We start from the raw sequence: 26,739 nt of genomic DNA, 5'->3' as shown, positions 1-26,739 counted from the left end.
ACTGAAGCAATAATCGAACTTGCTTCAGTTTCCAAACGACAATTTACTATAGTCATCAGATGAAGAGGCACTCAGCAAAATAATTGCTGGCCTTTTTATTCACCTAAATCTTCTTTTACTTCCGTTGCCCAACTTGCTTTTTTAAAGCGATTAATGATTAACGGAATCACAAACATAACAATAGTGATTAATGCAACTAAGACTGCATCAGTCACGGTTGTTGTACCTAATGTGGCGAAAATAACAATGATAACACTAAAAATTAACATTGCTGCCACTAAATAAGCTAAGCCATTACCTTTTTTACCAATTCGGTAAGGACGTAGTGTATCTGGTTGAGATTTACGTAATTTAATTAGGGAAATCGCAATCAATACATACACAATACTATAAATAATTGTTGTTGCATTTGTTAAAGTTAAGAATACAGCGTTGACATCATCCATTACCCCATAAAGTAAAGCGAATAATGAGATAACCACAGATTGTGTTAACACAACGTTACGAGAAACGCCATATTTATTTTCGCGATGGAAACCAAATTTTGGTGGCAATAAGCCATCACGAGCAACTTGAATAATTGTTTTTGATGGTCCAGTAACCCAAGCAGATAATTGTAATAACACGCCTAAGAAGACCATGAAACTAAAGATATTACCAATAATTGTTGGTAAACCTAAAACGTCACAATAAAGCAAAATTGGTTGTGTAATGTTAGACAATTCCATTTTGCCATTTGGAACAATATTAGCAACAAACATTGCATTAATAACGTTTAATAAAACTAAACCAATTAATGAAATGAAAACGCCTTTTGTATAATTTTTTGTTGCATCTTTCAAACGAGGAATATAAACAGAAGACATTTCAATCCCAACAAAGATAAACGCAATCCCTGCTAGATATTTAAATGTGTCCATATTTTCTAAGTTTGGTAAAACTTTTGACCAAGAGAAGGCACCTAAATAGCCGCCAGGTGTTAAGCCTACTTTAATCATTGAAAGAAGACCTAAAACAAACATAACTAATACTGGGATGTAAACACCTAGCCAAACACCAATATTTCCGCCAACTTTCGCCATGTCAAATTTCAAGTTCAAGATTGTAATAATCCAGTAAATCACTAAGATACAACCTAATACGAACCAATGATTTTCACCTAAGTGAACATTACCAAATGTATTACCTAGCAAAGGGCCTAATGTAGAAGCAACCATTACCATTCCTGGGAACATTTGCACCCATAGTAACCAAGCGACAACAAAACCCCATTTGCTACCTAAGGCAGTTTTAACCCAAAGTTGAGGGCCACCTTCTTGAGGAAGCATCGTAGATAATTCACCAGATATCAATGCGATTGGACCAGCAAAGAATAAGACCGCGAAAATTGTGTAAGAAATTAATGTCCAACCAACAGCAGCAAGTGTTGGGATACTACGTACAGTTGCACACAATGCCATTGTTAAACCGATAAAAGTACCTAATTCAATTTTTTTAACTTGTTGTTTATCCAATTTTGTACACTCCTTATAAGATTTTGGATAAGGAGCATGAATGACTGTTATACGCTGAGTAAAACAGTCATTCGACTGCCTCTTACCCAGACAAAGAATTGGTTAAGAGGTTAGCCATCTGATTGATTTATCTCTTAAATAAATCAATCAGACGAACGTTCCCTCATTCGGTTACCATTTCTTTTTTCCGTTTAAGATTCAATTATTTTACGTCGTAAATTTGTTCTAATTTTTCTTGTAAAGCAGCTTGAATCTTAGGAGCGTAAACATCAAATTCTTCTTTATCGTTCATGTATGGAGTCATTACAGCAGCACGTAACACAGTTACTTTACCTGCACGGTTCCATTCTTCGTCACTAAATCCTAAGCTGTTTACAAATTTTAATGGGCTGTTGCCATAATCTGGAATAGCAAAGTCAGTATGTGAAGTAATGAATTCGTTGTTGTAAATATTTCCTTTAACGTATGATGCATAGTCATATACATCATGGTTTAATTTGTTCATTGCTACTAAATCATCGTTGCCTTTTTCTTTAAACACATAGTCAACCATGTTGAAGTCTGGATGAGTTAATGTGTGGACTTCGATTTCTTTGTCGCCAACTTTGAATGTTAAATCATTCAAGAAGTTATAGAAATGATGTGAGCCTTCAATTGAAGCACCAATTAATTTACCATAACCTGCAACGTTTAAAGGTAAAACGTGATGTGCAGCCCATACAGAAGCAGCTGTTGCACCAGCTTTTGAACCTTCAAGGATATAAGCACCTAGTAACGCAGGAATATCGGCACCTTTTTCAAATACGTAAGTTGCGAAGTAAGAAATAACGTCGCGCATACGGATATCTTGGATAACGATACCACCAGCTGAATAAGGGATATAACCCATTTTATGAGGGTCAATTGTTACTGATTCTGCTAATTCGATTGCTTTATATGCATCATACACTTCTCTTGAAATGTGTTCTTTTTTCTCTTTGAAGACACCGTATTCTTCATGAACATCTTGTAAATCTTCGTAAGGGATGAAGTTGTTGTCTTCGTCTAAGAAGATGGCACGTCCATAACCACCATAAGCAGCATCCACGTGTACATAATAGTAAATACCGTCTTTCATTAATTCATCGCGTAAAGCAATAATTTTATCGATTGAGTCAACGGCACCTTCTTCAGTAGAACCAACTACACCGACAACACCTAGCACTGGAATTTGTTCTTCTGCTAAGCCACGAACGATTTTTTCTAATTCGTTGATATCCATACGGTAGTTATGGTCAACTGGTACTGGGATAACTTGATCTAAACCGATACCGATAATATCAGCAGCTTTTAACCAAGAATAGTGTTTAGTTTGTGGAACTAACCATTTACCGATTGCTTGTAAATGTTTACCTGAACGAGCTGAATGAGCTTTGATTTCATCAATTTCATCTTCAGCTGATTCTAATAAGTCCATAATTTCTTTTGTTGGCATGTTCAATAGTTCCCAATCTGATTTGCCAGCAACTAATTCTGGTTTTACTTCTTTCATAGCAAATGGTAATGATTTAATGTTACGGGCATACCATAAGCCTTCTAAGTTAGCTAAAGAACCATCAGCAACGATGTGTCCCCAACCATTTTTGTAGCTCATTAAGTGAGCAAATTCATGTCCTACTTCTTCTTCCATTTGAGAAGTTGCTGGAGAAGATTCATAGGCAACGTTGTTCCCGTTCCATAGCATTGCAAAGTTGTAAGCTAATAGAGAAGGCATTAATGTTTCTGAGTTCATATGTCCCCAATATCTACCTGCTGTATGCCATGGAACTGAATGTGTACGCATGCGAGAAGAAATTTCATTCAATACATCTTTCATATGGTTGACAGTTTTTTCGTAGCTTTCAGATGTGCGTTCTTGAGAAGAGATAACTGGCATGTCTTGTGGCATGTAGTTTTGACGCCATCCTAAATGTTCATCTACTAAGTCGATCAACAAGTCTTTATATAATTGTCCGTTTTCGGCTTTGTCCCCAATGAATAGTGCATTAAGGTTCATTTCGCCTTTTGCTAATTTTTCGTTTTTCATACGAAAATTCCTCCTTACAAATTTTAATGAATTAGATTTTGCATTCACAACTTACACCCAAACGGCTAAAGTGTAAAGAAGAAAAATAACAATGGTTATCATAGCTCTTTAATTTTATAATTTTTTCACAAGGTGTCTTGTCAGAACCATTATATAAAAAAATAAGAGTGGGATTGTGTGTACAATCCCACTCTTATTAGGTGTATTAACGGTTTCACCACTACCTGTAAGGAGAAATAGAATTTTAACTTTGATCAAATAATCACACGTCTTCTCTTCGTGAAATTATTATCAATTTCTAATCCATTACTTTTGCTAAAAAGTAATTTTTCTTCCCTTTCCGTACAACAACGAATTTTCCATCGAAATGTTGTGTTGGATCGACTGCAAAATCTAAATCGGTAACTCGGTCACCGTTAATACTTATAGCTCCTCCGCTCACATCTTCGCGAGCTTGACGTTTTGATGGTTCGATTTCTGTGTCAACTAACCAATCTACGATGTTTTTAGCATCTTTGGTAATTTCAACAGTTGGCACATGTTCTAACCCTTGCTCGATTTCCTCAATCGTTAAGTCTTTAATATTGCCTGAGAAAAGAGCTTCTGAAATTTTTTGCGCTTCTTCTAATGCTGCATCATCGTGAACAAATCGTGTCACTTCTTCAGCTAAGCGTCTTTGTGCTTCACGTTTACCTGGTTCTTTTTCAACTTTTTCAGCTAACGCATCGATTTCTTCTTTATCTAAGAAAGTAAAGAATTTCAAGTATTTGATGACATCACGATCATCTTGGTTTAACCAGAATTGGTAGAATTCAAATGGTGAGGTTTTCTTAGGATCTAACCAGATAGCGCCACCCGCTGTTTTCCCAAATTTTGTACCATCTGCTTTTAGCATTAAAGGAATGGTTAACCCGAATACTTTGGCTTCTGGTCCTTCTTTTTTACGAATCAAATCTAATCCTGCAGTGATATTGCCCCATTGATCAGCGCCACCAATTTGCAATTGAATATTATGTTTTTTATGCAATGTGTAAAAGTCAATTGATTGAAGAATTTGGTATGTGAATTCTGTAAAGGAAATGCCACTTTCTAAACGACTAGCGACAATGTCTTTTGCCAACATCGTGTTGACATTAAAGTTTTTCCCGTAATCTCTTAAAAAATCTAATAAAGATAGTTCTGATAACCAATCGTAGTTGTTCACCATTGTTACCTCAGCATCTTTACCAAATAATTTTTTCATTTGGTTTGAAAGACTGTCCACATTATGTTGCACAGCTTCCATCGTTTGTAAGACACGTTCGGTTGTTCGTCCACTTGGATCACCAATTGTTCCAGTTCCGCCACCAATTAAAATGTATGGGTGATGACCTGCTAATTGGAATCGTTTCATCATCATAAAAGGAATTAAATGTCCAATATGCATGCTATCTCCAGTTGGATCGACACCGCAATATAGCGAAATGCTCGTATTTTCTGTAAGTTCTCTTAGTCCTTCTTCGTTTGTTTGTTGATTGATTGCATCACGCCATGCTAGCTCGTCAATGATATTCATGTTATCACCCTCCATATTTATAATTATCTCTTTATAGGAAATCGTTCATTTAACGAAATAAACGATTAACACACTTGTTTTTACACGATATCCCGTGTTTATTTCTATGTATACACGGGTTCACGAAATTTTCTTTGGTCTGCCACGTATTCAAAAAAAGAATACAAAAAATCCCTAAGCCGTCAAAACGACTTAGGGACGAATTTCTCGTGGTACCACCCAAATTTATACATAGTTTAATTTATTTAAAATACTATATACCTCTTAACAAATAACGCTGTTACCCGTGCCCTGTAGGCAGAAGCTCAAGAATGTAATTCGATAAATAACGTGTACTAGTTTCCAGCGCCACTAGCTTTCTGTAACAGTGGTTATTTCTCTACTGCTTTTCTGTCATTGCTTTGTATTTAACTTGTACATGTAGCATATTCCTTTTCGTTTTTTTTGTCAACACTCTTTGCTTAATTTTTTTTACTTTTATAAAAGATGTCCCTTTTTCACAAAAATAAAATAACGAATTCAAAATAATATTTATTTGTTTTAACAGCAACTACAGATAAAAAAATAACGAAAAAATTTAAAAAATATTCTTTTAAATTTTTTTGACTTTTTTTGTGATTTTCTATACTTTTATAAAATTCCCGAAGAAAAATGACGAACTTCGGATCAGAAGTTCGTCATTTTGTGAAAAACAGTTTTAAAGAATTGGTGAAAATAATCGTGAAATTTGTTGTTTAAAAATCAACCATTTTGACATGTCGCGAACAACTTCTGGAGTCATTGTTGTACATTTTTTTCGATCTTCTAAGAAAATTGCTTCTAATTGATCAATGATTTTTTTATCATATAACACAGCATTTGCTTCAAAGTTTAATTTGTAACTTCGGATATCTTGATTGGCTGAACCAACTGTGCAGACTTCATCATCCATAATCATTGTTTTCGCATGTAAGAAACCACCGTTATAAATTAAAATTTCAATATTTTCTTTCATCAATAAGCGGCCGTAATACTGTGTTGCTCGATAAATAAACGGATGGTCGGGCTTATCTGGAATCATAATTTTAACATCTACTCCTGAAGCCGCAGCAACCTTTAAAGCAGCCAAGACACTATCATCAGGAACTAAATACGGCGTTTGAATCCAGACTCTTTTCTTGGCAGAAGTAATCAATTTAATAAAGGCCAATTTAATTTGTTCACGGTCACTGTTAGGACCACTGGCAATCATCTGAATGGATGTATTTGCCTCTGGCACCAATGCTTCAAGTTTAAAGAAATAATCCAATTGATACGCCACACGATTTTTCTCGGGGGAAGAGACGTTCCAATCCATTAAAAAACGCATTTGCAGTAATGAGGCTGCTGGCCCTTGAATCCGTAAATGCGTATCCCGCCAATAGCCAAACTTTTTAGTCGTTCCGGCATATTGATCGGCAACATTAAAGCCGCCAATGTAGCCTACTTTTCCGTCAATAACAACAATTTTCCGGTGATCATGATAATTCAAACGAAACTTCAAAAGTGCTTTTTGAGAAGTAATAAATGTTTGGACAAAACCGCCGTTTTTTTTCAATTCATTCAAATGATGAACCTTGGTGCCCTTTGAGCCAAAGGCATCGTAAAGCAACCGCACTTCAACCCCTTCAGCCGCCTTTTCTTCTAATAAGTTCAAAATTTTGGTGCCGATATGATCCGTTACAAAGGCATAATATTCAATATGAATGGAGTGCTGAGCTTTTTTTATGTCCGCCATCAACGCATTGAATTTTTCCGTACCATCCGTAAAAATTTCAACATCATTTTTCTTAGTCAGAGGCATCCTATTTAACGAGGAAAAAAAGTCTGTAAACTGTTGTTGCTCCTCCGTCGGCATCTTTTGACTATAAAGTTCAAAACTTTCTTCTTGGAAATTCTGGAAATTCTCTAATTCCCGTAAATCACTTTGTTGCAAATAAAATTTCTTTTTGTCGGTTAAACCGCGCCCAAAGAATAAATATAAGAAAAAACCAAAAACGGGTAGAGCAATCAGTACGAGTAGCCATGCCCAAATTGCTGCTACATCTCGAGGTTTTAACAAAATGGTAATTCCCGCAATAATTGCATTAATAAAATAAATAACTGTTAAGACGCTAAGAATCAATTGTCTTCCTCCTTTATTTGTTATGTTTTAGTATACCATCAATTACGGATTTGGAATATCTTTTCTTTAGCTGCTTCTGTCTCAAAAAATAAAAAGAACCCTTCATTCTAGTACCAGTAACTAGAATGAGGGGTTCTTTTTGATGTTTGTTTGAAAGTCTTTTAACTTAATTTCGTGTAAATGGACCTTTAGGAGCAATCAATTCTAAATTTGTACCATCTGGATCGGTAAAGTAAGCGACACCTGTACCAAAACCGCTCTTCAAGCCATCTTCTTCTTGGAATGTAATCGGCTCTCCATCAGGTTCTACGCCAATCGCTCTTAAACGTGCAACAGCTGCATCAATATCTTCCACTTCGAAACACATATGCATTGCACTAATTTGTTCGTTGGAATAAGAAGCTTTTTCTGATTTTGGTTTAACATATTCTAATAAATCAATATTGATGTTTTCTAGATGCACATTGGCATACTTGATTAATGTATCATCTAACCCTTGTGTTTGGGCCATCCGTTTTCCACCAATTTCATCACGATTTGCGATTTTTGTTCCTGTTAATGCTTCATAAAACTTCACTGATTCATCCAAATTACTGACTGTAATCCCCACGTGGTTGACTACTGAAAAACCTTTAACTGCTTCACTCATTGTATCTCCTCCTAATTAATTTTTAGAAATCAAACGTGTCTGGATCTGGTCCCACACGTAACGATTCATTCAATTGGTTAATTTGTGCCATTTCATCTGCACTTAGTTCAAAATCAAAGACCGCTGCATTGCTAATCATCCGTTCTTTGTGGACAGATTTCACGGCTAATAAGATATCTTGTTGAATATCCCAACGTAAAATCACTTGGGCTGCTGATTTATTATGGTTCTCAGCAATCGCCAAAATGGTTTCGTTCGATAATAATTGACCTTGCATCAATGGTGACCAAGCTTGGACTTTGATATCATGTTTTTCACAGAAATTACGCACTTCTTTTTGATCCAATTTTGGATGTAGTTCCACTTGGTTAATTACCGGAACAACTTTTGCATAAGAAAGTAAATCTTCTAAATGATGAACTTGGAAGTTGCTGACACCAATTGCTTTCACTTTTCCTTCGGCGTATAAAGTTTCTAAAGCTTGCCATGATTCTTTGTAAGAATTATTTCCTGGCCAATGAATTAAATACAAATCTAAATAATCTAAACCTAAACGTTCCAAACTATCATTGAAAGCTTGAATTGTTTCATCATAGGAAATATGCGCGTTCCAAACTTTCGAGGTAACAAATAAGTCCTCACGGTTCAAACCAGTTGCCGCTAAGCCTGCTTTAATTCCCGCTCCTGTGCCAGATTCATTGCCATAGATTTGCGCTGTATCGATTAAACGATAACCATTGATAATCCCTTCTTCGACCACTTTTGCTGTCTCTTCATCTGGTATTTGGAATACCCCGAGACCCATTCCTGGAATTTTAGTGCCGTTGTTTAATGTTACTGTATCTGCTAGTGATGTAATCATTTGATTCGCTCCTTTAACGTTTTCTGATATCATCATATACCGTGCCGTACATGCTGTATAGTACGTACTTTTTCGTTTCATAGGAACCAAAAAGTGCGCTTTTTGGTAAATTCGCTTTTTTAGCCTGAAAAATTTTTAACTTTTTTTATATAACGTACTTTCTCGCTCTTCTAAGCGTAGCATTCTTTAACCGATTTAACTAGTGTATCTCTCACGACACACGACATTTTATGTAAAAAAAGAGAACGCGTACTCCGTCTTCGAAACGTCCTAAGACGCCGACAGAATACCGTTCTCGTGGGTTTGGCACCCAATGGGGGCATAGGGATTCGAACCCTAGACCCTCTGATTAAGAGTCAGATGCTCTAACCAACTGAGCTATGCCCCCGTTGTATAAAATGGCTTTTCAGCTACCTCAATATTGTAGCACTCCGCTATTATTTATACAAGAGGGAATTTTTTTCAGTTGTTATTCTTGTGAAGATTGTTCTTTTTTTACAGGACAAGCTGTTTGACAATCTTCACAACTTTCCCCTTTTTTGATTCGTTGATAGGTGATGATTCCTGCTGTTCCAAAAATTAAAATGGATAAAATAATTGTTGCCATCCGTTATTACCCTCTTTCTAAAGAAGTGATTGCTTGGACACTTTCTTTGCCTGGCTTTGGTTTTCTTATAAGGAAATAAAATCCAGCTAAAACAACACCCATCGCTAAAAAAGTCCCCAGAGTTAGTGTGCCTTTTTCGACTAACACATGGCCTAATTGATAAATCACAAAACTGACCATATAAGCCAAACCGCATTGATAACCAATGGCTCCTAATGTCCATTTGAGGTCTCCCATTTCACGACGAATTGCGCCAATTGCAGCAAAACAAGGTGCACATAATAAGTTAAAAGTTAAGAACGAATAGGCCGCGACTGGCGTAAAGGTGTGTTGCAGTGCGCCCCAGACTTCTACCCCGTTTTCAGAAACATCTTTCACATTGCCAAATAAAATGCCTAAGGTACCAATAATATTTTCTTTCGCTATCAATCCTGTAATTGTGGCAACTGCCCCTTGCCAATTACCCCAGCCTAATGGGATAAATAGCACCGCCAACCCTTTACCTAGAAATGCTAGAATACTTTGACTTTCTGGAACGGGTTGAAACGTCACAGAATAATGTGACATGAACCAAATGAGAATACTGGAAACAAAAATAATCGTTCCTGCTTTTTTTACAAATGAGCGACATCGTTCATAGGCATGCCGAACCACACTTCTAAGCTGTGGCAAATGATAGGCGGGAAGTTCCATAATGAATGGTGCTGGATCTCCCGAAAAATGCTTGGTCTTTTTTAAAGCAATTCCTGATAACACAATGGAAGCAACCCCTAAGAAATAAGCAGAGGGCGAGACCCAACTTTGGTTAGGAAAAAATGCACCTGCAATCAGAGCGATAATTGGCAACTTCGCCGAACATGGCATAAAAGTCGTGACCATAATAGTCATTCGCCGATCGCGTTCGTTTTCAATCGTTCGACTAGCCATCACGCCTGGGACCCCACAACCTGTCGCAATTAACATTGGAATAAACGACTTACCAGATAGGCCGAATTTCCGAAACAAGCGATCCATGACAAAGGCAATCCGGGCCATATAGCCACAATCTTCTAAAAAACCTAAACATAAAAACAGGACGGCCAGTTGTGGTAAAAATCCTAACACCGCCCCAACACCTGCAATGATCCCATCTAAAATTAAACTTTGCATCCATGGCGCTACTTGCCATTGCGCCAACCAATTTCCCACAAATTGAGGAACCCATTCCCCAAAAAAGACATCATTTAACCAGTCTGTCCCCATTGTACCAACCGTTTGAATAGATAAGTAATAGACCAACCACATCACAAACGCAAAGATTGGCAACGCCAACCACCGATTGGTTACCACTCGGTCAATCTTATCACTGTGAGTAAATGTCATTTCTGTTTTTTTCGTCGCACACAAAGCAATTAATCGAGCAATAAAGGCATAGCGTTCATTAATGATAATCGCTTCACTTTCATCTTGAAAGATTTTTTCAGTAATTTGAATGACTTCTTCAATTTCTTTTTCTTGAAAAGAACTCAATAATAATTGCTCTTTGGTTCGAACATCTCGTTCAAAAAGTTTTAAACTATACCAACGCTGTTGCGTTTCAGGAACAGTATTCCCTAAAATATCAACAATTTCAGCAAGTGCTGCTTCTAAGCGATTATCATAAGAAGGATAAATAACCTCTGTCTCTATGGCATTCGCTCGCTGCTTACTTTGTTTTAAAGCATGATCCAACCCACGATTCTTCAAAGCACTAATCTCAACAACAGGCACGCCTAAGCCATAACTTAACTTTTCACTATTCAATGTTTGGCCGTTTTTTTCCAACAAATCCATCATATTTAACGCACAAACAACCGGTAATCCAGTTTCAATTAATTGTGTTGTTAAATAAAGATTCCGTTCCAAATTGGTCACATCGAGAATATTCAAAATCACTGAAGGTTGGTCCTCCAAAAGATAATCTCGTGCCACAATTTCTTCAGGCGTATAAGGAGAAAGAGAGTAAATCCCTGGCAAATCTTGAATAATGAGTGTCTTATCTTTCTTTGCCACCCCCTCTTTGCGTTCCACAGTCACCCCTGGCCAGTTTCCAACATATTGGTTGGCTCCTGTTAACATATTGAACGTTGTCGTTTTACCGCTATTAGGGTTGCCGGCTAGTGCAATTTGCTGAGTCATTCGCTTTCCTCCTTTTCAACCAAGATTAGTTCCGCTTCACTTTTTCGTAACGTTAGTTCGTAGCCACGTACATTGATTTCAATTGGATCAGCTAAAGGAGCTACTTTGCGAATAAAAATTACTGTTCCTTTTGTTAAGCCCATGTCCATCAACCGACGTTTCACCGCTCCTTGTCCGTGGATCCCTACTATTGTAGCGCGTTCTCCAACTTTTAAGGTATCCAAGGAGACCCAAACTTTCTCATTCGCCGAGCGCTCCTCCACATGAATCGCTTGTAAAATCGTATCTGTCAGCGCAATTCGACTATTATGTAATAAAACAATACCATTTTGATTCTGATAATTGACAAGGACAACTGCTTGGCCTGCAACGACACCTAAATTGTTCAGATGTTTCTTTGTCTGAACATCTGCTTGGACGCTTTCGACTGTATAGACTTTCCCAACTTCTGCCTGCGCTAACGTAATCATTTACTTTCCTCCATGTGAAAAAGTTTCAAACGAAAATGAGAATCGTTCTCAATTAAAAGAATACGCTTGCTTACACGGAAAGTCAATGAATTTCTGGATGTGTCTCCTGTTTTCTTCTATTTTCCTTCTATATAGAGACACTTTTTTCAGGTTACTATTTTTGAAAAAAGTCAGCTCTTGTTTTTTATGTTACTAGCTACTATAAAATTCCACTCATTCAATAACAAATCCACTTATTTTTTCTTCTTGTGCCTAACTCAAATGTCAACACAATATTTAGTGTTTTTTCACTAAATGTTCTCTTTCAAAATTTTAATTTTTTTGTTTGTCAAACACTGACCAATGTGTTTTTTCTCCCAAAAACGAGGATTCACGTGTTTTCATTTTTCTTTCAAAAACACAAAAACTAGTATTATGAGAAAAACGCACCACAATATATAGTGTTAAAGTGTTGACTTTTTTCTACATAGATTTATACTAGTCTATGTAGAAAAAAAGAGGAGGAACTTTCAATGAACGTAAAAATCTTTTCAAAAAATAACTGTATCCAATGTAAAATGGCGAAACGTTTCCTAAGTGAAAATAACATCGCTTTTGAAGAAATCAATATCGACGCACAACCAGATGCTATCGACTGGTTAAAAGAACAAGGGTTCCAAAGCGTACCGGTAATCACATCTGAAGCAACAACCGTTGTTGGCTTCCGTCCAGACCAATTAAAACAATTGGCTAGCTAAGATGAAACTTGTTTATTTTTCAGTCACCGGTCAAACAAGGCGCTTTATTAAAAAATTGGATTTGCCTGCTTATGAACTTGAGCCAGCGAATCCTTTTTTTGAAATAAATGAGCCTTTTATTCTTGTCATTCCTACCTATGATGCAGAAATTACAGAGGTAGTGAATGACTTTCTTGATTATAAAAGTAACCAAGAACTGTTAGTTGGTGTAGCTGGTGGGGGCAACCGTAATTTTGCTGAATTATTTGTCTATACCGCCAAAGATATTGCCCGCGATTACCACGTTCCGCTTCTGTACTCCTTTGAGTTTAGCGGAACAGACGAAGACGTGGAGACCTTTAAGAAAGTAGTGGAAGAAATTGAGTCTAAAAGAAATTAAAGATGTCAGCTATTTCAAACTGAATAACGAGATTAACCGTCCTGTTGATGGTCAAATCCCTTTAAATAAAGATAAAGAAGCACTCGCAGCCTTCTTTAAAGAAAATGTAGAACCGAATACACGTAAATTCAGCTCTGCTGAAGAAAAAATCAACTTTTTAATGAAAGAAGATTTTATTGAAACTGAATTCATCGAAAAATATTCAATGGACTTTATTGAAAAATTATATGCTTTCTTAGATGAACAACATTTCCAATTCAAGTCTTTCATGGCGGCTTATAAATTTTATTCTCAATACGCTTTAAAGAACAACGCCGGAACAGAGTATTTAGAAACATATGAAGATCGTGTTGCCTTTAATGCCTTGTATTTTGCGGATGGCGATGAAGAGTTGGCTTTAACATTGGCGGATGAAATGATCCATCAACGGTATCAACCAGCCACACCTTCTTTCTTAAACGCTGGGCGTAAACGTCGAGGTGAATTGGTTTCTTGTTTCTTAGTTCAAGTAACAGATGATATGAACAGCATTGGGCGTTCAATTAATTCTGCCCTTCAATTATCACGAATCGGCGGTGGCGTAGGAATTACTCTTTCAAACTTACGTGAAGCGGGCGCACCAATCAAAGGTTATGATGGCGCAGCAAGTGGTGTTGTCCCTGTTATGAAATTATTTGAAGATAGCTTTAGCTACTCTAACCAACTAGGTCAACGTCAAGGTGCTGGTGTGGTTTATCTAAACGTCTTCCATCCAGATATTGAAATGTTCTTATCTGCTAAAAAAGAAAACGCTGATGAAAAAATCCGTGTAAAAACGTTGTCTCTTGGTGTTATTGTTCCAGATAAATTTTACGAATTAACGCGTAACAACGAAGATATGTATTTATTTAGTCCTTATAGTGTGGAACGTGAATATGGTGTGCCTTATTCCTATGTAGATATTACCAAAGAATATGATAACCTAGTGGCCAATCCAAACATACGTAAACGTAAAATTAAAGCCCGTGACTTAGAAAATGAAATTTCTAAATTACAACAAGAATCTGGCTATCCTTATATCATCAATATTGATACAGCTAACAAAAACAATCCGATTGATGGCAAGATTATCATGAGTAACTTATGTTCTGAAATTCTTCAAGTTCAAACGCCTTCTGTTATTAATGGGAAACAAGAATATGAAGTTTTAGGCACAGATATTAGTTGTAACTTAGGTTCAACTAACATTGTTAATTTAATGGAAAGTCCTGACTTTGGAAAATCTGTCCGCGCTATGACGCGTGCGTTAACTTTTGTAACAGATGCTTCTGAAATTGATGTCGTGCCAACTATCCAAAATGGAAATCGTTTAAGCCATACAATCGGACTAGGCGCAATGGGCTTACACACCTTCTTCGCTAAAAATCATATGGAATACGGCTCTGAAGAATCATTAGACTTTACAGACATTTATTTCATGTTATTAAATTACTGGACTTTAATGGAAAGTAACCAAATTGCGAAAGAACGTAACCAAGTCTTCCACAATTTTGAAAAATCAGATTATGCTTCTGGTGCTTACTTCGATAAATATATTGAAGGCAACTTTACACCAAAATTTGATAAAGTGAAAGAAATTTTCAAAGACATTCAGATTCCAACGGCTGAAGATTGGGCTGCGTTACGCGATGCTGTGAAAAAAGATGGTCTTTATCATCAAAATCGTTTAGCCGTAGCGCCAAATGGTTCAATTTCATATATTAATGATACTAGTGCCAGCATTCATCCAATTACTCGTATGATTGAAGAACGTCAAGAGAAGAAAATTGGTAAGATTTACTATCCAGCGCCTTATTTAGCTAATGATACAATCCCTTACTATACTTCTGCTTACGACATGGATATGCGCAAAGTGATTGATGTCTACGCAACAGCGCAACAACACGTTGATCAAGGAATGAGTTTAACCTTGTTTATGCGTTCAGAAATCCCTGAAGGCTTGTATGAATGGAAAGAAACACCAAAACAAACAACCCGTGACTTAAACATTTTACGTCATTATGCGTTCAACAAAGGGATTAAATCAATTTACTATATTCGTACATTTACAGATGATGCTGAAGAAATTGGCAGCAATCAATGTGAGTCTTGCGTGATTTAATGAAAAGCACTTAAATAAGGCGTTCTGCTTGAGCGTCTTATTTTTTAGGAATGTTCTCTTTTTAAACAGGACATTTTCAGATATACTGGACAAAGAAGAACGGCTGCATGCTCCTATTTGGACTCTGTAGAACGTTTTAAGCGAAGAAACGAGACAACTAGTCAAACAGACTGCTGTCCCAGCATACAGGAGGAATAACCATGGCAACGTATTATGAAGCAATTAACTGGAACGCCATTGAAGACGTCATTGATAAATCCACTTGGGAAAAATTAACCGAACAATTTTGGTTAGATACACGGATTCCGTTATCCAATGACTTAGATGATTGGCGGACTCTTTCCGATTTAGAAAAAACTACTGTCGGCTACGTTTTCGGCGGTTTAACTTTATTAGATACTGTTCAATCAGAAAGCGGCATGGATCAACTGAGAAATGATGTGCGGACGCCCCATGAAGAAGCCGTCTTAAATAACATCCAATTCATGGAATCTGTCCATGCCAAAAGTTATTCTTCTATCTTCAGTACATTAAATACAAAAAAAGAGATTGATGATATTTTTGAGTGGACAAATACCAACAAACATCTGCAATATAAAGCAGAACGGATTAACGAAATTTATAAAAACGGTACTCCGTTAGAGAAAAAAATTGCTAGTGTATTTTTAGAAACGTTTTTATTCTATTCTGGGTTTTACACTCCTCTTTACTATTTAGGAAACAATAAACTAGCGAACGTCGCTGAAATTATTAAATTGATTATCCGTGATGAATCAGTGCACGGCACGTATATTGGCTATAAATTCCAATTAGGATTTAATGAATTACCAGAAGATGAGCAAGATAAACTAAAAGACTGGATGTATAATTTACTTTACGAATTGTACGAAAACGAAGAACGTTATACAGAAGAATTATATGATGACTTAGGTTGGACCGAAGAAGTAAAAACCTTTTTACGTTACAACGCCAACAAAGCTTTAATGAACTTAGGTATGGATCCCTTATTTGCGGATACAGCCAATGATGTGAACCCGATTGTAATGAATGGTATTTCGACAGGAACTAGCAACCATGACTTCTTCTCCCAAGTAGGAAATGGCTATTTACTAGGAACAGTTGAAGCCATGAAAGATGATGACTATCTTTACGGTTTAGATAAATAGCAAAAAGCTAGAAACGATTAACGTTTCTAGCTTTTTGTTTTACCAACTTCCTGAGGCACCGCCACCGCCGAATGAGCCGCCACCGAACCAAGAACTAATCCAACCAAACATACTTTTCACCTCCCTAAGTAAAAGATATATATAAATTAGAGTATGAAACCATTTTATTATGTACCCTACTCTAACTTATAAGTAATTTCTTTTCTCATTGCCCCTGATAAACAGGATAACAATTAGCTTATGCAAAATGGATTACTTTTTTCTTTTAAAAGCAACCTGGATAATTTTGGAGAAAATAAAGCTAAAAATTATGATGCAGGCTAAAATAACAAAAGAACCGATAGTATTTTCCAAAACATTCTTAAATACGGGAATTTTTATTAACCCTAGATACCCAATAAGAGATAAAATAATGCCCACCAAATAAAATTGGAGTATTTCTCGGCTAGATTTTTCTTCTCCTTTTTCAAATCTGGTAGAAGCAAAATCTCCCACTTGAAATGGAAGGGGTGAACCATTTTGCGAAGGATCTACTTTTGTATTCATTTTATCAAAAGAAGAATTAGAGATATTCATTTTCTCATTAGCTTTTTCTTGATTATTTTTCATCCTACATCCCTCTCTATTTTCATTATCCCTATAAAACCAAACGCTAAAAGCATTCATTTCATGAGATATTTTTTAATTTCTATACATTAATCAATCGTAATTTTGTTACATTATTTGAAACAGATAGATCTTCGATAACATCGGCATACGTTAGGCCTTTAGGTAAATCAATAGTATAGATATTCGTATAGATTTTTGTATCATCCACCCAAGAAACATTGAAATTCACATCATAAATTTCAATATGTTTTTCTTCAAAATACTGATTAATAAATTCTTTGGTTTCTTGTTTATGTTGATAGCGAATTTCTAATTTTTTGATTGTTGGTACGTGAATAATTCGTTTGACAATGGTTAAGGCAAATAATACACCGATAAAACTTGTTAAGGCAATCGTATAGTAGCCCATGCCCACCGCGATCCCTAAACCAGCAACGGTCCATAGTGACGCTGCTGTCGTCAATCCGGTGACACTTTGTTTCGTTACAATGATGGTTCCAGCACCTAAAAAGCCGATTCCACTTACAACTTGTGCGATCAACCTTGCTTGATCTGAACGAATGACCCCCGTCAAAGCCGGATTAGCTAACGCATCTTTCAATGCATTGATTGCAATTTGCGACTGAATTAACGCAATAATAGCCGCGCCCATACAAACTAAAATGTGAGTGCGCATCCCTGCTGGGCGATTCTTATATTGTCTTTCAAAACCAATTGCGCCACCCATCACCATCGCTAGGACTAACCGTAAAATAATTTCTGGAATTGTTAGCTGTAACATCCTTTTCACCTCTTCTTCTATTACTTCCAGTATAACAAAAAAAGAACTTGAAACATAAGGAAATCCTTATGTTTCAAGTTCTTTTTCATCAACGATTATAATTTACTTGCAGCTGCATCATCAATGATTACAACAACATCTTGATGGTTTTGTAATGCACTTGCTGGCATGTCTGTTGTTACTGGTCCGTCAATCATTCCTTTAATGGCCTCTGCTTTTGCTTCGCCATAAGCCATTAAAATCATTTTTTTACCTTTCATGATTGAGCCAATCCCCATAGAAACAGCACGTGTTGGGACATCTTCTACTTTGTCAAAATAACGTTTGTTTGCGTTGATTGTTGATTCAGTCAACTCAACGACATGGGTTAAGCTATCTAGAGGTGTGCCTGGTTCGTTGAAACCAATGTGTCCATTTTGACCAATACCTAAGATTTGGATATCTACTGGATGTGCATCGATAATTTTTTCATATTCTGCGGAAGCAGCATCTAAATCTTCTGCTTTACCATTTGGTACAAATGTTTCTTTAAATGGTTTTTTGTCGAATAAGTGTTTGTTCATGAAATAACGGTAACTTTGCTCATCTTCGCCACCTAAACCAACATATTCATCTAAGTTTACAGAAGTCATTTCTGTAAAGTCGACATCACTTGCAGTCATTTCTTTATATAATGTTTCTGGTGTACTACCTGTTGCTAAGCCTAAAACTTTCGCACCATTGTTCATACCTTCTTTAATTAATTCAAACGCTTTTTTGCCGCCTTCTTCTGCATTTGCTACACGGATAATTTGCATTTTGACACGCTCCTTACGGTTTATTTTGGTATAGTCCAATTATAACACCTTCTGAAAAAAATTTCTAGAATAAAAGAAAAAAACTTCTATTTCTCATCAGAAATAGAAGTTTTCGAGCTTGTTTAACAGATTAATATTGTGGTGCGTTGGGATCCACATACGTATTTGGATCAGCATAAGCGTTTGGATCTGTGTACGCATTTGGGTCAACGTACGTATTCGGATCGTAGGCTCCTTCTGCTGCTTGTTGCGTATTGCCGTTGTATTCTGTTTGTCCGGCTGTGGTGTCCGCTGTGCTACTCGAACTAGTAGAGCTATTAGCACTTGAATCACCAGATTCACCAATCAGTGCAGTATCTGTAACAGCATAGCTAAACTGATTATAAAAGGCTAAATCTTTTTCACGTTCAGAAGCATGTTCTTTTAAACCAAGTTGTTTTCTAAGCGTTGTTTGTGTTTTGTATAAGCTATTTGGATCTAGGACTTGATAATAAATATCATCAATGGTTGCACTGTATCCTTGTAATTGTTCTGAGTCAATTGTTTTAAAGGCAGACAAATATTTTGATTGGATGTCCATCATGTCATCCCAGGTTAAGTCTGTTTTTACATTGGCTTCAACAGCATCAAGAATTTTTCGATATTTTGAAACACCATCAAAACTCATGACTTTGCGCACAATTTTCTCAACAACTTCTCGTTGGCGGCGTTGACGACCCACATCTCCTTCAGGATCTTCGTGACGCATCCGCGCATAAGCCAAACCTGTCGTGCCATCTAACTTGATTTTACCTGCTGGAACAGTAATACCGTCCAACGTAAATTCACCAATCGTATTATCTACTTCAATACCGCCTACCGCATCAATCAGGTCTTTTAACCCTTTCATATTGATGGATACATAGTGATGGATGGGAATATCCAGTAATTCTTGGACTGTATTAATCGCCATTTCGGCGCCACCAAATGCATAGGCATGGTTCAATTTGTCTTGTGTGTCATTTCCAACAATATCTGTTAGAATATCTCTATCCAAACTGATCATTGTGGACTTGTTTTCTTTCGGGTTGATGGTTACAACCATTGTAGTATCTGAACGACCTTGTTCTGTTCGACCTAAATCGCCTGTGTCAATCCCCATTAAAAGAACAGAGAATGGTTCTTGCGCATCAATATTGGCCGTGGCTCCTTTATTGGACTTACGGTTAACTGATTGATAGATCCCATTAATTGTTGAATTGGCATCTGAATACATCTTAATCCCGTAAGCACATACCCCAGCTACTACCACTAGCAAGACGCTCAAGAAGCCCAGTACTACTTTTTTCCATAGTTTCATAAGACACTTCCTCGTTTATCTAAGAATAATTCTTAATTCATGCCCTTTATTTTCTCATAGTTTGCTTATTCAAGCAATATTTTTTATTTTTTGGAACAAGAACTTAACACAATTGTAAAATAAAAGAGCGCTTTATCAAGGAACAATTGTTATTTTTGAGAAAGTGTTTGCAGAAATTCTTGATAATGTTTCTGTTCATTCGTTTCAGTGATAGTTATTTTCTCAAATGCACCATTTAGTAAATCAGTCAGTGATCCTTCAATCAAATGCGTAATCGTGGCATTCCCAATTAATTCCATCCAATAACTGCCATCAGACGTTTCGTGGACGACTGTTTTCACCATACCTCCAGCATTTTTGACGGTTATTTCTTCATAAAAAACACCATCTTTCAATAACGTATAAAGTAAACTACTTGCGCACATAGCTGTCCCACAAGCACTTGTAAAACCTACACCACGTTCATACGTTCGAACAAATAGTTGATTTTTGCCAAGAATTTCAACAAAACTCACATTTATCCCTTCTGGAAAATATGGATTTTCATTATTTACATAGGTAGCGATTCGTTCAAATTCTGGACCATTTAAGGTTTCGTGATCCACAAATGCTACAAGGTGCGGATTAGGCACTGCTACCGCTGTAAAGCGAATGGTGTTAGATAAGGCTGGTACGATTTCATCAATTAATGTTTGGACCCCTAAATGCATTGGGATAGTGACTGCTTCAAAACTTACTGGTGAAATTTCCACTTGGTAAGTCGCTACTTCTTCAGCTAAATTGGGGGCTTGACGTACTTTCAAATCTGCAAACATTGTTTCAACTGTAAATGATTTTTCTTGGTTTTTTTCAGATAAATAACGGGCAACCGTACGCAAGCCGTTCCCGCACATGCTTGCTTCACTACCATCGCTGTTAATCACTCGCATTCTAGCATTGGACGTGCCGTGAGTCCCTTCTCCTACCAAAAGTAACCCATCTGCTCCCGCCAATAATCCTGTTTCCCGCGAACATAACTGGATGCGCAATTGCTCAATTTCCTCAGCGGTTAAAGAACGCTCAAACTGTGTTTCATCCAATAAAAAGAAATCATTTTCTGACCCGTGTACTTTTTGCATCATAACATTCATTTTTTTAGCTCCTTCTTTATGTATCCGTTATCTTTCCCTACTTACTTTAGTATGCCATAAACGAACAACTATTTCGACCCTGGATTTGTAAAAGGAAAGAGTCAAATGACAGCCGTCATTTGACTCTTTCCTTCACAATTGGCAAACTTATTTTGCTGCTGCAAAAAGTTCGTTTACTTTATCCCAGTTAACAACGTTCCAGAATGCTTCAATGTAATCTGGACGAACGTTTTTATATTTTAAGTAATACGCATGTTCCCAAACGTCAAGACCTAAAACAGGTGTTTGGCCATCCATTAATGGTGAATCTTGGTTTGGTGTTGAAGTGATTTCTAATTTACCGTTATTCACAACTAACCAAGCCCAACCTGAACCAAAGCGGCCAGTTGCAGCTGTTTTGAAAGCAGCTTTCATTTCATCAAAGTTACCAAATGTTTCATCGATTGCTTCTTTAATAGCGCCAGTTGGTTGACCACCAGCATTTGGTGCCATAATTTCCCAGAAGAATGTATGGTTTGCGTGACCGCCACCATTGTTACGAACGGCTGTGCGGATATCTTCAGGAATAGCATTCATATCTGAAATTAGGTCTTCTACAGATTTTTCGCCTAATTCTGGATGTTTTTCAATCGCTGCGTTTAAGTTAGTCACATAAGTGTTGTGGTGTTTATCATGGTGTAAGTGCATTGTTTCCACGTCAATGTAAGGTTCTAATGCATCATAAGCATATGGTAATTCTGGTAATGTATAAGTCATTTTTTAAATCCCCCTATTTTTTAGTATGTAACATACGTCTTTCATACAACTATTATGATAACAGAGTGAACCGCTTTCTACAAAATAGTTTGCTTGCCAAAAGAAAAGTTTTACAAAAGAGGGAGATTACCTTGTGTTTCCCTCATAAATTCGCTAGAATGACCTGTAGAAGAACGATGTGAGGAGTAAATAAATGAATACATTGCAATTATTTAAGCAGGCCTTTTTTTCAGTTTCAGAATTACGGCATGCGAAAAAAATGGCGTTTTGGAAAGTAATTCTCTATGCTGTTTTTTTAAGTGCTATTTTAGCACTACCTATTACCAAACAAGTCTTTTCTGTGCTACAAGAGGTGCAACAAGATGGCCAAAAAATTGCAGAAAAGTTGCCTGACTTTTCTATTGAAAATGGCACGTTGCAAACAAAGGCCAAAGAATCTGGCTTTATTTATCAAACCGACTCGATTATTTTTACGTTTGATCCAGATGGAAAACGTACAGCCGCTGATGTCCAAAAGGATTTAATTGGTAATGCGTTTGGTTTGGCTTTTTTACAAGATGAATTTGTAGTCGCCTTACCAAATTCAGGCGCAACTGAATCAATTCTAGGCACCGACCAATTTATCTTCCCCTATAGTAAAGGAACCTTAGATGGCGTTAACGCTCAGAGTATCAAGACTGCGCTAAGTGAGGCAGCGATCCCCTGGTGGACAAAACTCATTGTCTTTTTAGTGGCTATCTACCCTGTTCTAATCGGTTTAGTTTTAGACTTACTGATTGCCGCTATCGGTGCATCTCTCTATTCAAAATTACGTTTTTATTCTTTACGTTTGATTGATTGTTTAAAAATTATTACGTATTGTGCTACCGTGCCAGTTATCTTAAGTGCTATTTTAAACTTCGTAAATCCGATGTTTAACGATGGCATCCTAGTTATTTTACTAAGTCTGTTCTTTTTCTTTGTCACAACCAAAAACGAACCACGGAATATCCCTGGTTCTTAAAAAAAGAGCCTGGAACAAAAATCACTTTGGATTTTTGTTCCAGGCTCAAAACCTGATAAACGGCGGGAACAGAACCAACTCCTTCGGAAATAAGCCGAAATTCTCCAAAAATTAAAAAGCAATTTTCGGAAATTCCTTCTTATTTCTCGGAGCTAAACGGTTCCGTCCCGACCTCTTTCTATTCTTCAAATTCTTCTTCATCTGTTAATTCAGGTAAGTCAATCGTGGTCACCGCAGATTGGCCAATTTGCGTTAAATATGCAGCTAATTCATCCACATTTTCCACAGGTGAGACGGCTGCTTCAATTGCCATTGCTAAATTAAGTCCAGCGACTACTCGCAATTGCGGATAAGTGCCCATGGCCATCATAGCCACATTACAAGGTGTTCCTCCTTTTAAATCAGCTAATACAAGCGTCGGGACATTGCCAGCTTCTTTTAAGATTGCTGCCAGTTTTGCTTGCGTGCCGCTCAAGCCATCTTCTGCGGTCATTGACACAATCGCAGCATCTGCTAATTCCCCGACAATCATTTGAGTAGAAGCTAAGGTTTCTTCTGCCATCCGTCCATGGCTCATTAAAATTAATTTTGGTTTCATCATATCCTCCTAAAAATACTGCTGATAAATTTTTGTTCGTGCTTTCAGAAAGCCACGTTCTTCACGAGTGGGATGAATCCGATTCGTCAGCAAAATTAGGGCTTCTTTGGTCTCTTTTTTCATACCAATCGCCGTTCCAGTAAAGCCAGTATGATACAAATAGCCTGCCCCTGCTTGCGTCTTTTTCACTTCCCAACCAAATGTACGTCCCCCTTGGTTCATAGACCAGAGAGCATCGAACATTTTTTCAGAAAATAATGGTTTGCCAGACGGGTAGCGATTGTTCATAAAACACTGAACAAAAGTGAGTAAATCTGGTAAAGTTGCAAATAAACCTGCACTGCCAATTGGCGCTTTTAGTTGATAGGCTTTCGAATCGTGGACCACTCCCTGAATAACGCCGCGTTGTTTTGTAATCTCTGTGGGCACTGCCTGGGCAAAATCGCTGACCGTAAAACTTGTATGCTGTAGGTTCATTGGTTGAAATAAGTATGTTTGAAAGCTCTCTTCTAATGAGCAGCGATCCAATACTTGAATAATTTCTCCCAATAAGTAATACCCTAAATCAGAATAAGTGGTTTTCCCTCGTTCAGATAACGAATGCGTTAAAATGATTTCTTGCAAGCTTTTTTTTGTGACATTTTTCTTATCGACAACATCAGCTGGCAGTCCGCTCTGATGCAGTAGAAGCTCCCCAATCGAACAAGATAGTCCTTGATAATCAGGTAGGATTTCCCCCACAGTGGTTGAAAAAGTAAGCTGATTTGTATCGATTAATTGTAACATTCGATTTGTTGTCCCAATAACTTTCGTTAAGGACGCTAAATCATACAGGCTAGCTGATGAAACCTTTTGTCTTGCAAATGGACCAGTATTACCTAAAAAGCCCGTATACTGTTCTGATAAGCTATCTTCTGTGATCGTCCCCCAAGCGACACCCGGAACGACTTGCTGATTAATCAGTCTCTGAATTGTTTCTTGAATTGCGATTTGATTCATTGTTCACCACTTCTATGCTAAAACTTCTGAAATCCGTCCATCATGTTCTGCTAATAGTTGTTTGGCTTTTTGAAAATCAACGTGGGCTTTTGCCATTACAATGGCTGGTGCCACTTCTAGCTGTGCTGCCTCCAAGTATTCTTTGGCTTGCGATTCCTCGATTTCTGCTGCTTCTTTAATGATATTCGTGGCACGTTGAATTAATTTTTCGTTCGTTGGTTGTACATTGACCATCAAATTTTGATAGATATTCCCTACTTTAACCATAATTCCTGTTGAAAACATATTTAACACCATTTTCTGTGCTGAACCCGCTTTCATTCTAGTTGACCCTGTAATGACTTCCGGTCCGACAATTGGCGCAATCCCAATTTCCGCCAATTGATTCATCGGACTTTGATTATTACAGGTAACTGAAATGGTTAGAGCGCCCACTTTTTTTCCGTATTCAATTGCGGAAACAGCATATGGTGTCCGACCACTAGCAGCAATCGCAATTACGACATCTCGGGCGGTCAATTGATGTTGCGTTAAATCTTCGATAGCTAATTCTTTCGAGTCTTCAGCGCCTTCAATTGCTTGATACATTGCTTTTTCACCACCAGCTAAAATACCAAATGCGCGTTCTGGCGACACACTATATGTGGGCGTTAATTCAATCGCATCCAAAGCACCTAAACGTCCAGACGTTCCTGCACCACAATAGATTAAACGGCCCCCTTTTTTAAATCGTTCTGCCGCTGCATCAATTGCTGCAGCGATCTGCGGAAGCACCTTTTCAATTGCTTGTGCTACCTTTTGGTCTTCTTGATTTATTAAAGTCACCATCTCTAATGTTGACACTTGGTCAATCTTTTTAGTCGCTTCATTTCTGGCTTCTGTCGTTAATCCTTCTAAGTTCATTTGCTTGCACACCCCTACTTCTCTTTTAGACGGCTGACAAGTTGACTCGTTTCAATCATATTGCGTTCAATTTCTGTGTCTAAATCATCTTGAATTGAACCTAAATACAGAACATCGCCAATTGCCATTGACGAAGCAATCGATGAAATAGCCCCAACTCGGATGAGGTGCTCATTATTGGGGACTAAAAGAACTTCATCGCTCAATGATCGCACGTTTTCTCCATCGTTACTGGTAATAAAAATAACCGTTGCACCTCTATTTTTGGCAATTTCACAGGCGATTAAGGCTTCTTTTGTCAAACCACTATAGGAGACCGTGATCAAAATGTCTTGTGCCGTTGCATAATTTAAAAACTCCAACATCATGTGACTATCATAATTAAAAATCGCTTGGCGACCAGCGCGGTTAAACTTGTGATAAAGATTATAAGTCGTTAAAGAAGAGGCACCAATTCCAACCAAATGAATTTTTTCCGCTTTTTTAACATGCGCGATTGCTCGTTCCAAGGCTTGTTTATCCACTGTATAAAATAAATCCTCAATCGTAGCATTTAATAAAGATTCCACTTTCATACAAATAGTATCCACCGAATCATCCGCCGCTACAATTGGATCAATATCTTTTTTACCGTTACTGGCAGCTTGTACCGCTGCAATGGATAGTTTTAACTCTTCCCAGCTGTCAAACCCTAATTGTTTAGAAAAACGGGTAACTGACGCTGGAGAAGTTTCGCTATTGCTAGCAATTTCGTTTGCTGTTAATGAGAGAAGACGGGTCGGATCCTTCAGTATATAGTCTGCGATTCTCTTATTTACTTTGGAAAAGTCCTTATATTTTTGTCTGATTGAACGGATTGGCTCCATCTTCTCATCTCCATTTCTATTTTATGAAAGTTAAAATTGCTTCGTTTGGTTCAGAAGGGATCATCTGTGCGGTAATAGTCACCCCATTATCTGTTAAACGACGAACGGTTTGAATATCTTCATCGGTTAATGCAACAGATTTTTTAATTGCTCGACTGCCTTCTTTTTGAGAAATATTGCCGACATTGAAGCTCTGTAATGGGACACCGCCATCAATTAAAGCCGCCATGTCTGCAATGTCTTTCGTAATTAAAAAGACTTTTTCTTCATCATAATTGCCTGCTAAAATTTTTTCAATCGCTTTACGTTTTGATAAAATGGATAATTTAACTCCTGCAGGCTTAGCCATTTTTAAGGCACCAATTTGTAATTGATCTTTGACAGCGGCATCATTTACTACCATGATTCTTTGTGCGCCAACCGTATTCGTCCAAACAGTTGCAACTTGTCCGTGAATTAAACGCTCATCTACTCTTGCATGTACAATTGTCATAATAAATCTCTCCTATTATAT

The 26,739-nt window shown here is 37.3% G+C and carries 25 protein-coding genes, 1 tRNA gene and 1 other annotated feature; of the genes, 5 read left to right on the top strand and 21 right to left on the bottom strand.

The features are described from left to right. Positions 1–95: 95 nt before the first annotated feature. The 10 genes from tyrP to IGK27_RS01865 form a co-directional block, all read right to left on the bottom strand. Positions 96–1,514 (bottom strand): tyrosine-tyramine antiporter, encoded by a 1,419-nt coding sequence (gene tyrP / locus IGK27_RS01910; RefSeq protein ID WP_002355453.1) that lies wholly within the window; start codon positions 1,512–1,514, stop codon positions 96–98. Positions 1,515–1,716: 202 nt separating this feature from the next. Next, positions 1,717–3,579, bottom strand: a complete 1,863-nt coding sequence (tdc, locus tag IGK27_RS01905) for a tyrosine decarboxylase (RefSeq protein WP_002355450.1) — start codon at positions 3,577–3,579, stop codon at positions 1,717–1,719. Between the two features lie 298 nt (positions 3,580–3,877). Then, positions 3,878–5,134 (bottom strand): tyrosine--tRNA ligase, encoded by a 1,257-nt coding sequence (gene tyrS / locus IGK27_RS01900; RefSeq protein ID WP_002355444.1) that lies wholly within the window; start codon positions 5,132–5,134, stop codon positions 3,878–3,880. A gap of 191 nt (positions 5,135–5,325) precedes the next feature. Continuing rightward, positions 5,326–5,540: a binding site (T-box leader), on the bottom strand. Positions 5,541–5,831: 291 nt separating this feature from the next. Continuing rightward, positions 5,832–7,277: a cardiolipin synthase gene (gene cls / locus IGK27_RS01895; protein WP_002361214.1), complete on the bottom strand. Its 1,446-nt coding sequence runs from the start codon at positions 7,275–7,277 to the stop codon at positions 5,832–5,834. Between the two features lie 166 nt (positions 7,278–7,443). Beyond that, positions 7,444–7,926, bottom strand: coding sequence for a VOC family protein (locus IGK27_RS01890; protein WP_002355441.1), 483 nt, complete (start codon positions 7,924–7,926; stop codon positions 7,444–7,446). A 22-nt stretch (positions 7,927–7,948) separates the two neighbouring features. After that, entirely contained in the window at positions 7,949–8,824 is an 876-nt protein-coding gene (locus IGK27_RS01885) for an aldo/keto reductase (protein ID WP_002397001.1), read from the bottom strand. Positions 8,825–9,102: 278 nt separating this feature from the next. Then, positions 9,103–9,176, bottom strand: a tRNA-Lys gene (locus IGK27_RS01880). A gap of 81 nt (positions 9,177–9,257) precedes the next feature. Continuing rightward, positions 9,258–9,395: a hypothetical protein gene (locus tag IGK27_RS01875; RefSeq protein ID WP_002377926.1), complete on the bottom strand. Its 138-nt coding sequence runs from the start codon at positions 9,393–9,395 to the stop codon at positions 9,258–9,260. Positions 9,396–9,401: 6 nt separating this feature from the next. Further along, positions 9,402–11,552, bottom strand: coding sequence for a ferrous iron transport protein B (gene feoB / locus IGK27_RS01870; RefSeq protein ID WP_002355363.1), 2,151 nt, complete (start codon positions 11,550–11,552; stop codon positions 9,402–9,404). Beyond that, entirely contained in the window at positions 11,549–12,022 is a 474-nt protein-coding gene (locus tag IGK27_RS01865) for a ferrous iron transport protein A (protein ID WP_002355361.1), read from the bottom strand. The genes feoB and IGK27_RS01865 overlap by 4 nt, the downstream gene beginning before the upstream one ends. A 512-nt stretch (positions 12,023–12,534) precedes the next feature. Here IGK27_RS01865 and IGK27_RS01860 point away from each other — a divergent pair. From IGK27_RS01860 to nrdF, 4 genes are all read left to right on the top strand, one after another. After that, a complete protein-coding gene (locus IGK27_RS01860) occupies positions 12,535–12,759 on the top strand; it encodes a redoxin NrdH (RefSeq protein WP_002355360.1) in 225 nt (74 codons plus the stop codon). A gap of 1 nt (position 12,760) precedes the next feature. After that, on the top strand, positions 12,761–13,138 hold the full coding sequence (nrdI, locus tag IGK27_RS01855) for a class Ib ribonucleoside-diphosphate reductase assembly flavoprotein NrdI (RefSeq protein ID WP_002355359.1): 378 nt from the start codon (positions 12,761–12,763) through the stop codon (positions 13,136–13,138). After that, positions 13,119–15,278, top strand: coding sequence for a class 1b ribonucleoside-diphosphate reductase subunit alpha (nrdE, locus tag IGK27_RS01850; protein WP_002355358.1), 2,160 nt, complete (start codon positions 13,119–13,121; stop codon positions 15,276–15,278). Before nrdI ends, nrdE begins: the two co-directional genes overlap by 20 nt. Before the next feature lie 200 nt (positions 15,279–15,478). Then, positions 15,479–16,444 (top strand): class 1b ribonucleoside-diphosphate reductase subunit beta, encoded by a 966-nt coding sequence (nrdF, locus tag IGK27_RS01845; RefSeq protein WP_002355357.1) that lies wholly within the window; start codon positions 15,479–15,481, stop codon positions 16,442–16,444. Positions 16,445–16,696: 252 nt separating this feature from the next. On the opposite strand, the gene IGK27_RS01840 is transcribed toward nrdF, so the two are convergent. The 6 genes from IGK27_RS01840 to IGK27_RS01815 form a co-directional block, all read right to left on the bottom strand. Further along, positions 16,697–17,053: a hypothetical protein gene (locus IGK27_RS01840; protein WP_002375865.1), complete on the bottom strand. Its 357-nt coding sequence runs from the start codon at positions 17,051–17,053 to the stop codon at positions 16,697–16,699. A gap of 79 nt (positions 17,054–17,132) precedes the next feature. Further along, entirely contained in the window at positions 17,133–17,834 is a 702-nt protein-coding gene (locus tag IGK27_RS01835) for an MgtC/SapB family protein (protein ID WP_002355354.1), read from the bottom strand. A gap of 95 nt (positions 17,835–17,929) precedes the next feature. Continuing rightward, the gene (gene nagB, locus IGK27_RS01830; RefSeq protein ID WP_002355352.1) at positions 17,930–18,631 is read right to left on the bottom strand and encodes a glucosamine-6-phosphate deaminase; all 702 of its coding nucleotides are present in this window, start codon (positions 18,629–18,631) and stop codon (positions 17,930–17,932) included. 130 nt (positions 18,632–18,761) lie between these two features. Beyond that, positions 18,762–19,970, bottom strand: a complete 1,209-nt coding sequence (locus tag IGK27_RS01825) for an LCP family protein (RefSeq protein WP_002390468.1) — start codon at positions 19,968–19,970, stop codon at positions 18,762–18,764. A 149-nt stretch (positions 19,971–20,119) separates the two neighbouring features. After that, positions 20,120–21,100, bottom strand: a complete 981-nt coding sequence (gene dapF, locus IGK27_RS01820; protein ID WP_002377925.1) for a diaminopimelate epimerase — start codon at positions 21,098–21,100, stop codon at positions 20,120–20,122. A 147-nt stretch (positions 21,101–21,247) separates the two neighbouring features. Further along, the gene (locus IGK27_RS01815; protein WP_033626349.1) at positions 21,248–21,856 is read right to left on the bottom strand and encodes a superoxide dismutase; all 609 of its coding nucleotides are present in this window, start codon (positions 21,854–21,856) and stop codon (positions 21,248–21,250) included. Between the two features lie 193 nt (positions 21,857–22,049). Between IGK27_RS01815 and IGK27_RS01810 the strand changes: the two genes are divergently transcribed. Next, entirely contained in the window at positions 22,050–22,859 is an 810-nt protein-coding gene (locus IGK27_RS01810; protein ID WP_002355344.1) for a DUF1189 domain-containing protein, read from the top strand. Positions 22,860–23,037: 178 nt separating this feature from the next. On the opposite strand, the gene IGK27_RS01805 is transcribed toward IGK27_RS01810, so the two are convergent. Genes IGK27_RS01805 through IGK27_RS01785 form a run of 5 tightly spaced genes read right to left on the bottom strand, consistent with a single transcriptional unit; the run spans position 23,038 to position 26,718 of the window. Further along, positions 23,038–23,457, bottom strand: a complete 420-nt coding sequence (locus tag IGK27_RS01805; RefSeq protein WP_002363016.1) for a PTS sugar transporter subunit IIA — start codon at positions 23,455–23,457, stop codon at positions 23,038–23,040. Between the two features lie 9 nt (positions 23,458–23,466). Then, positions 23,467–24,456: a serine hydrolase domain-containing protein gene (locus IGK27_RS01800; RefSeq protein ID WP_002401733.1), complete on the bottom strand. Its 990-nt coding sequence runs from the start codon at positions 24,454–24,456 to the stop codon at positions 23,467–23,469. A 12-nt stretch (positions 24,457–24,468) separates the two neighbouring features. Further along, a complete protein-coding gene (gene murQ, locus IGK27_RS01795) occupies positions 24,469–25,359 on the bottom strand; it encodes an N-acetylmuramic acid 6-phosphate etherase (RefSeq protein WP_002355340.1) in 891 nt (296 codons plus the stop codon). A gap of 14 nt (positions 25,360–25,373) precedes the next feature. After that, positions 25,374–26,225 (bottom strand): MurR/RpiR family transcriptional regulator, encoded by an 852-nt coding sequence (locus IGK27_RS01790; RefSeq protein WP_002355339.1) that lies wholly within the window; start codon positions 26,223–26,225, stop codon positions 25,374–25,376. Between the two features lie 16 nt (positions 26,226–26,241). Further along, complete coding sequence (locus IGK27_RS01785; RefSeq protein ID WP_002355337.1) at positions 26,242–26,718, bottom strand: PTS system mannose/fructose/N-acetylgalactosamine-transporter subunit IIB; 477 nt, start codon at positions 26,716–26,718, stop codon at positions 26,242–26,244. Positions 26,719–26,739: the final 21 nt, after the last annotated feature.

The sequence above is a fragment of the Enterococcus sp. DIV0236 genome, assembly GCF_050558525.1.
In the GTDB taxonomy this organism is placed as follows: domain Bacteria; phylum Bacillota; class Bacilli; order Lactobacillales; family Enterococcaceae; genus Enterococcus; species Enterococcus faecalis.
This window is presented reverse-complemented; position numbering and strand designations above follow the sequence as displayed.

Coding starts and splice junctions, on each gene's coding strand:
- tdc (WP_002355450.1), bottom strand. CDS start 3,579: ATGAAAAACGAAAAATTAGCAAAAGGCGAAATGAACCTTAATGCACTA.
- tyrS (WP_002355444.1), bottom strand. CDS start 5,134: ATGAATATCATTGACGAGCTAGCATGGCGTGATGCAATCAATCAACAA.
- IGK27_RS01890 (WP_002355441.1), bottom strand. CDS start 7,926: ATGAGTGAAGCAGTTAAAGGTTTTTCAGTAGTCAACCACGTGGGGATT.
- IGK27_RS01885 (WP_002397001.1), bottom strand. CDS start 8,824: ATGATGATATCAGAAAACGTTAAAGGAGCGAATCAAATGATTACATCA.
- IGK27_RS01875 (WP_002377926.1), bottom strand. CDS start 9,395: ATGGCAACAATTATTTTATCCATTTTAATTTTTGGAACAGCAGGAATC.
- feoB (WP_002355363.1), bottom strand. CDS start 11,552: ATGACTCAGCAAATTGCACTAGCCGGCAACCCTAATAGCGGTAAAACG.
- IGK27_RS01865 (WP_002355361.1), bottom strand. CDS start 12,022: ATGATTACGTTAGCGCAGGCAGAAGTTGGGAAAGTCTATACAGTCGAA.
- IGK27_RS01860 (WP_002355360.1), top strand. CDS start 12,535: ATGAACGTAAAAATCTTTTCAAAAAATAACTGTATCCAATGTAAAATG.
- nrdI (WP_002355359.1), top strand. CDS start 12,761: ATGAAACTTGTTTATTTTTCAGTCACCGGTCAAACAAGGCGCTTTATT.
- nrdF (WP_002355357.1), top strand. CDS start 15,479: ATGGCAACGTATTATGAAGCAATTAACTGGAACGCCATTGAAGACGTC.
- IGK27_RS01840 (WP_002375865.1), bottom strand. CDS start 17,053: ATGAAAAATAATCAAGAAAAAGCTAATGAGAAAATGAATATCTCTAAT.
- IGK27_RS01835 (WP_002355354.1), bottom strand. CDS start 17,834: ATGTTACAGCTAACAATTCCAGAAATTATTTTACGGTTAGTCCTAGCG.
- nagB (WP_002355352.1), bottom strand. CDS start 18,631: ATGCAAATTATCCGTGTAGCAAATGCAGAAGAAGGCGGCAAAAAAGCG.
- IGK27_RS01825 (WP_002390468.1), bottom strand. CDS start 19,970: ATGAAACTATGGAAAAAAGTAGTACTGGGCTTCTTGAGCGTCTTGCTA.
- dapF (WP_002377925.1), bottom strand. CDS start 21,100: ATGAATGTTATGATGCAAAAAGTACACGGGTCAGAAAATGATTTCTTT.
- IGK27_RS01815 (WP_033626349.1), bottom strand. CDS start 21,856: ATGACTTATACATTACCAGAATTACCATATGCTTATGATGCATTAGAA.
- IGK27_RS01810 (WP_002355344.1), top strand. CDS start 22,050: ATGAATACATTGCAATTATTTAAGCAGGCCTTTTTTTCAGTTTCAGAA.
- IGK27_RS01805 (WP_002363016.1), bottom strand. CDS start 23,457: ATGAAACCAAAATTAATTTTAATGAGCCATGGACGGATGGCAGAAGAA.
- IGK27_RS01800 (WP_002401733.1), bottom strand. CDS start 24,456: ATGAATCAAATCGCAATTCAAGAAACAATTCAGAGACTGATTAATCAG.
- murQ (WP_002355340.1), bottom strand. CDS start 25,359: ATGAACTTAGAAGGATTAACGACAGAAGCCAGAAATGAAGCGACTAAA.
- IGK27_RS01790 (WP_002355339.1), bottom strand. CDS start 26,225: ATGGAGCCAATCCGTTCAATCAGACAAAAATATAAGGACTTTTCCAAA.
- IGK27_RS01785 (WP_002355337.1), bottom strand. CDS start 26,718: ATGACAATTGTACATGCAAGAGTAGATGAGCGTTTAATTCACGGACAA.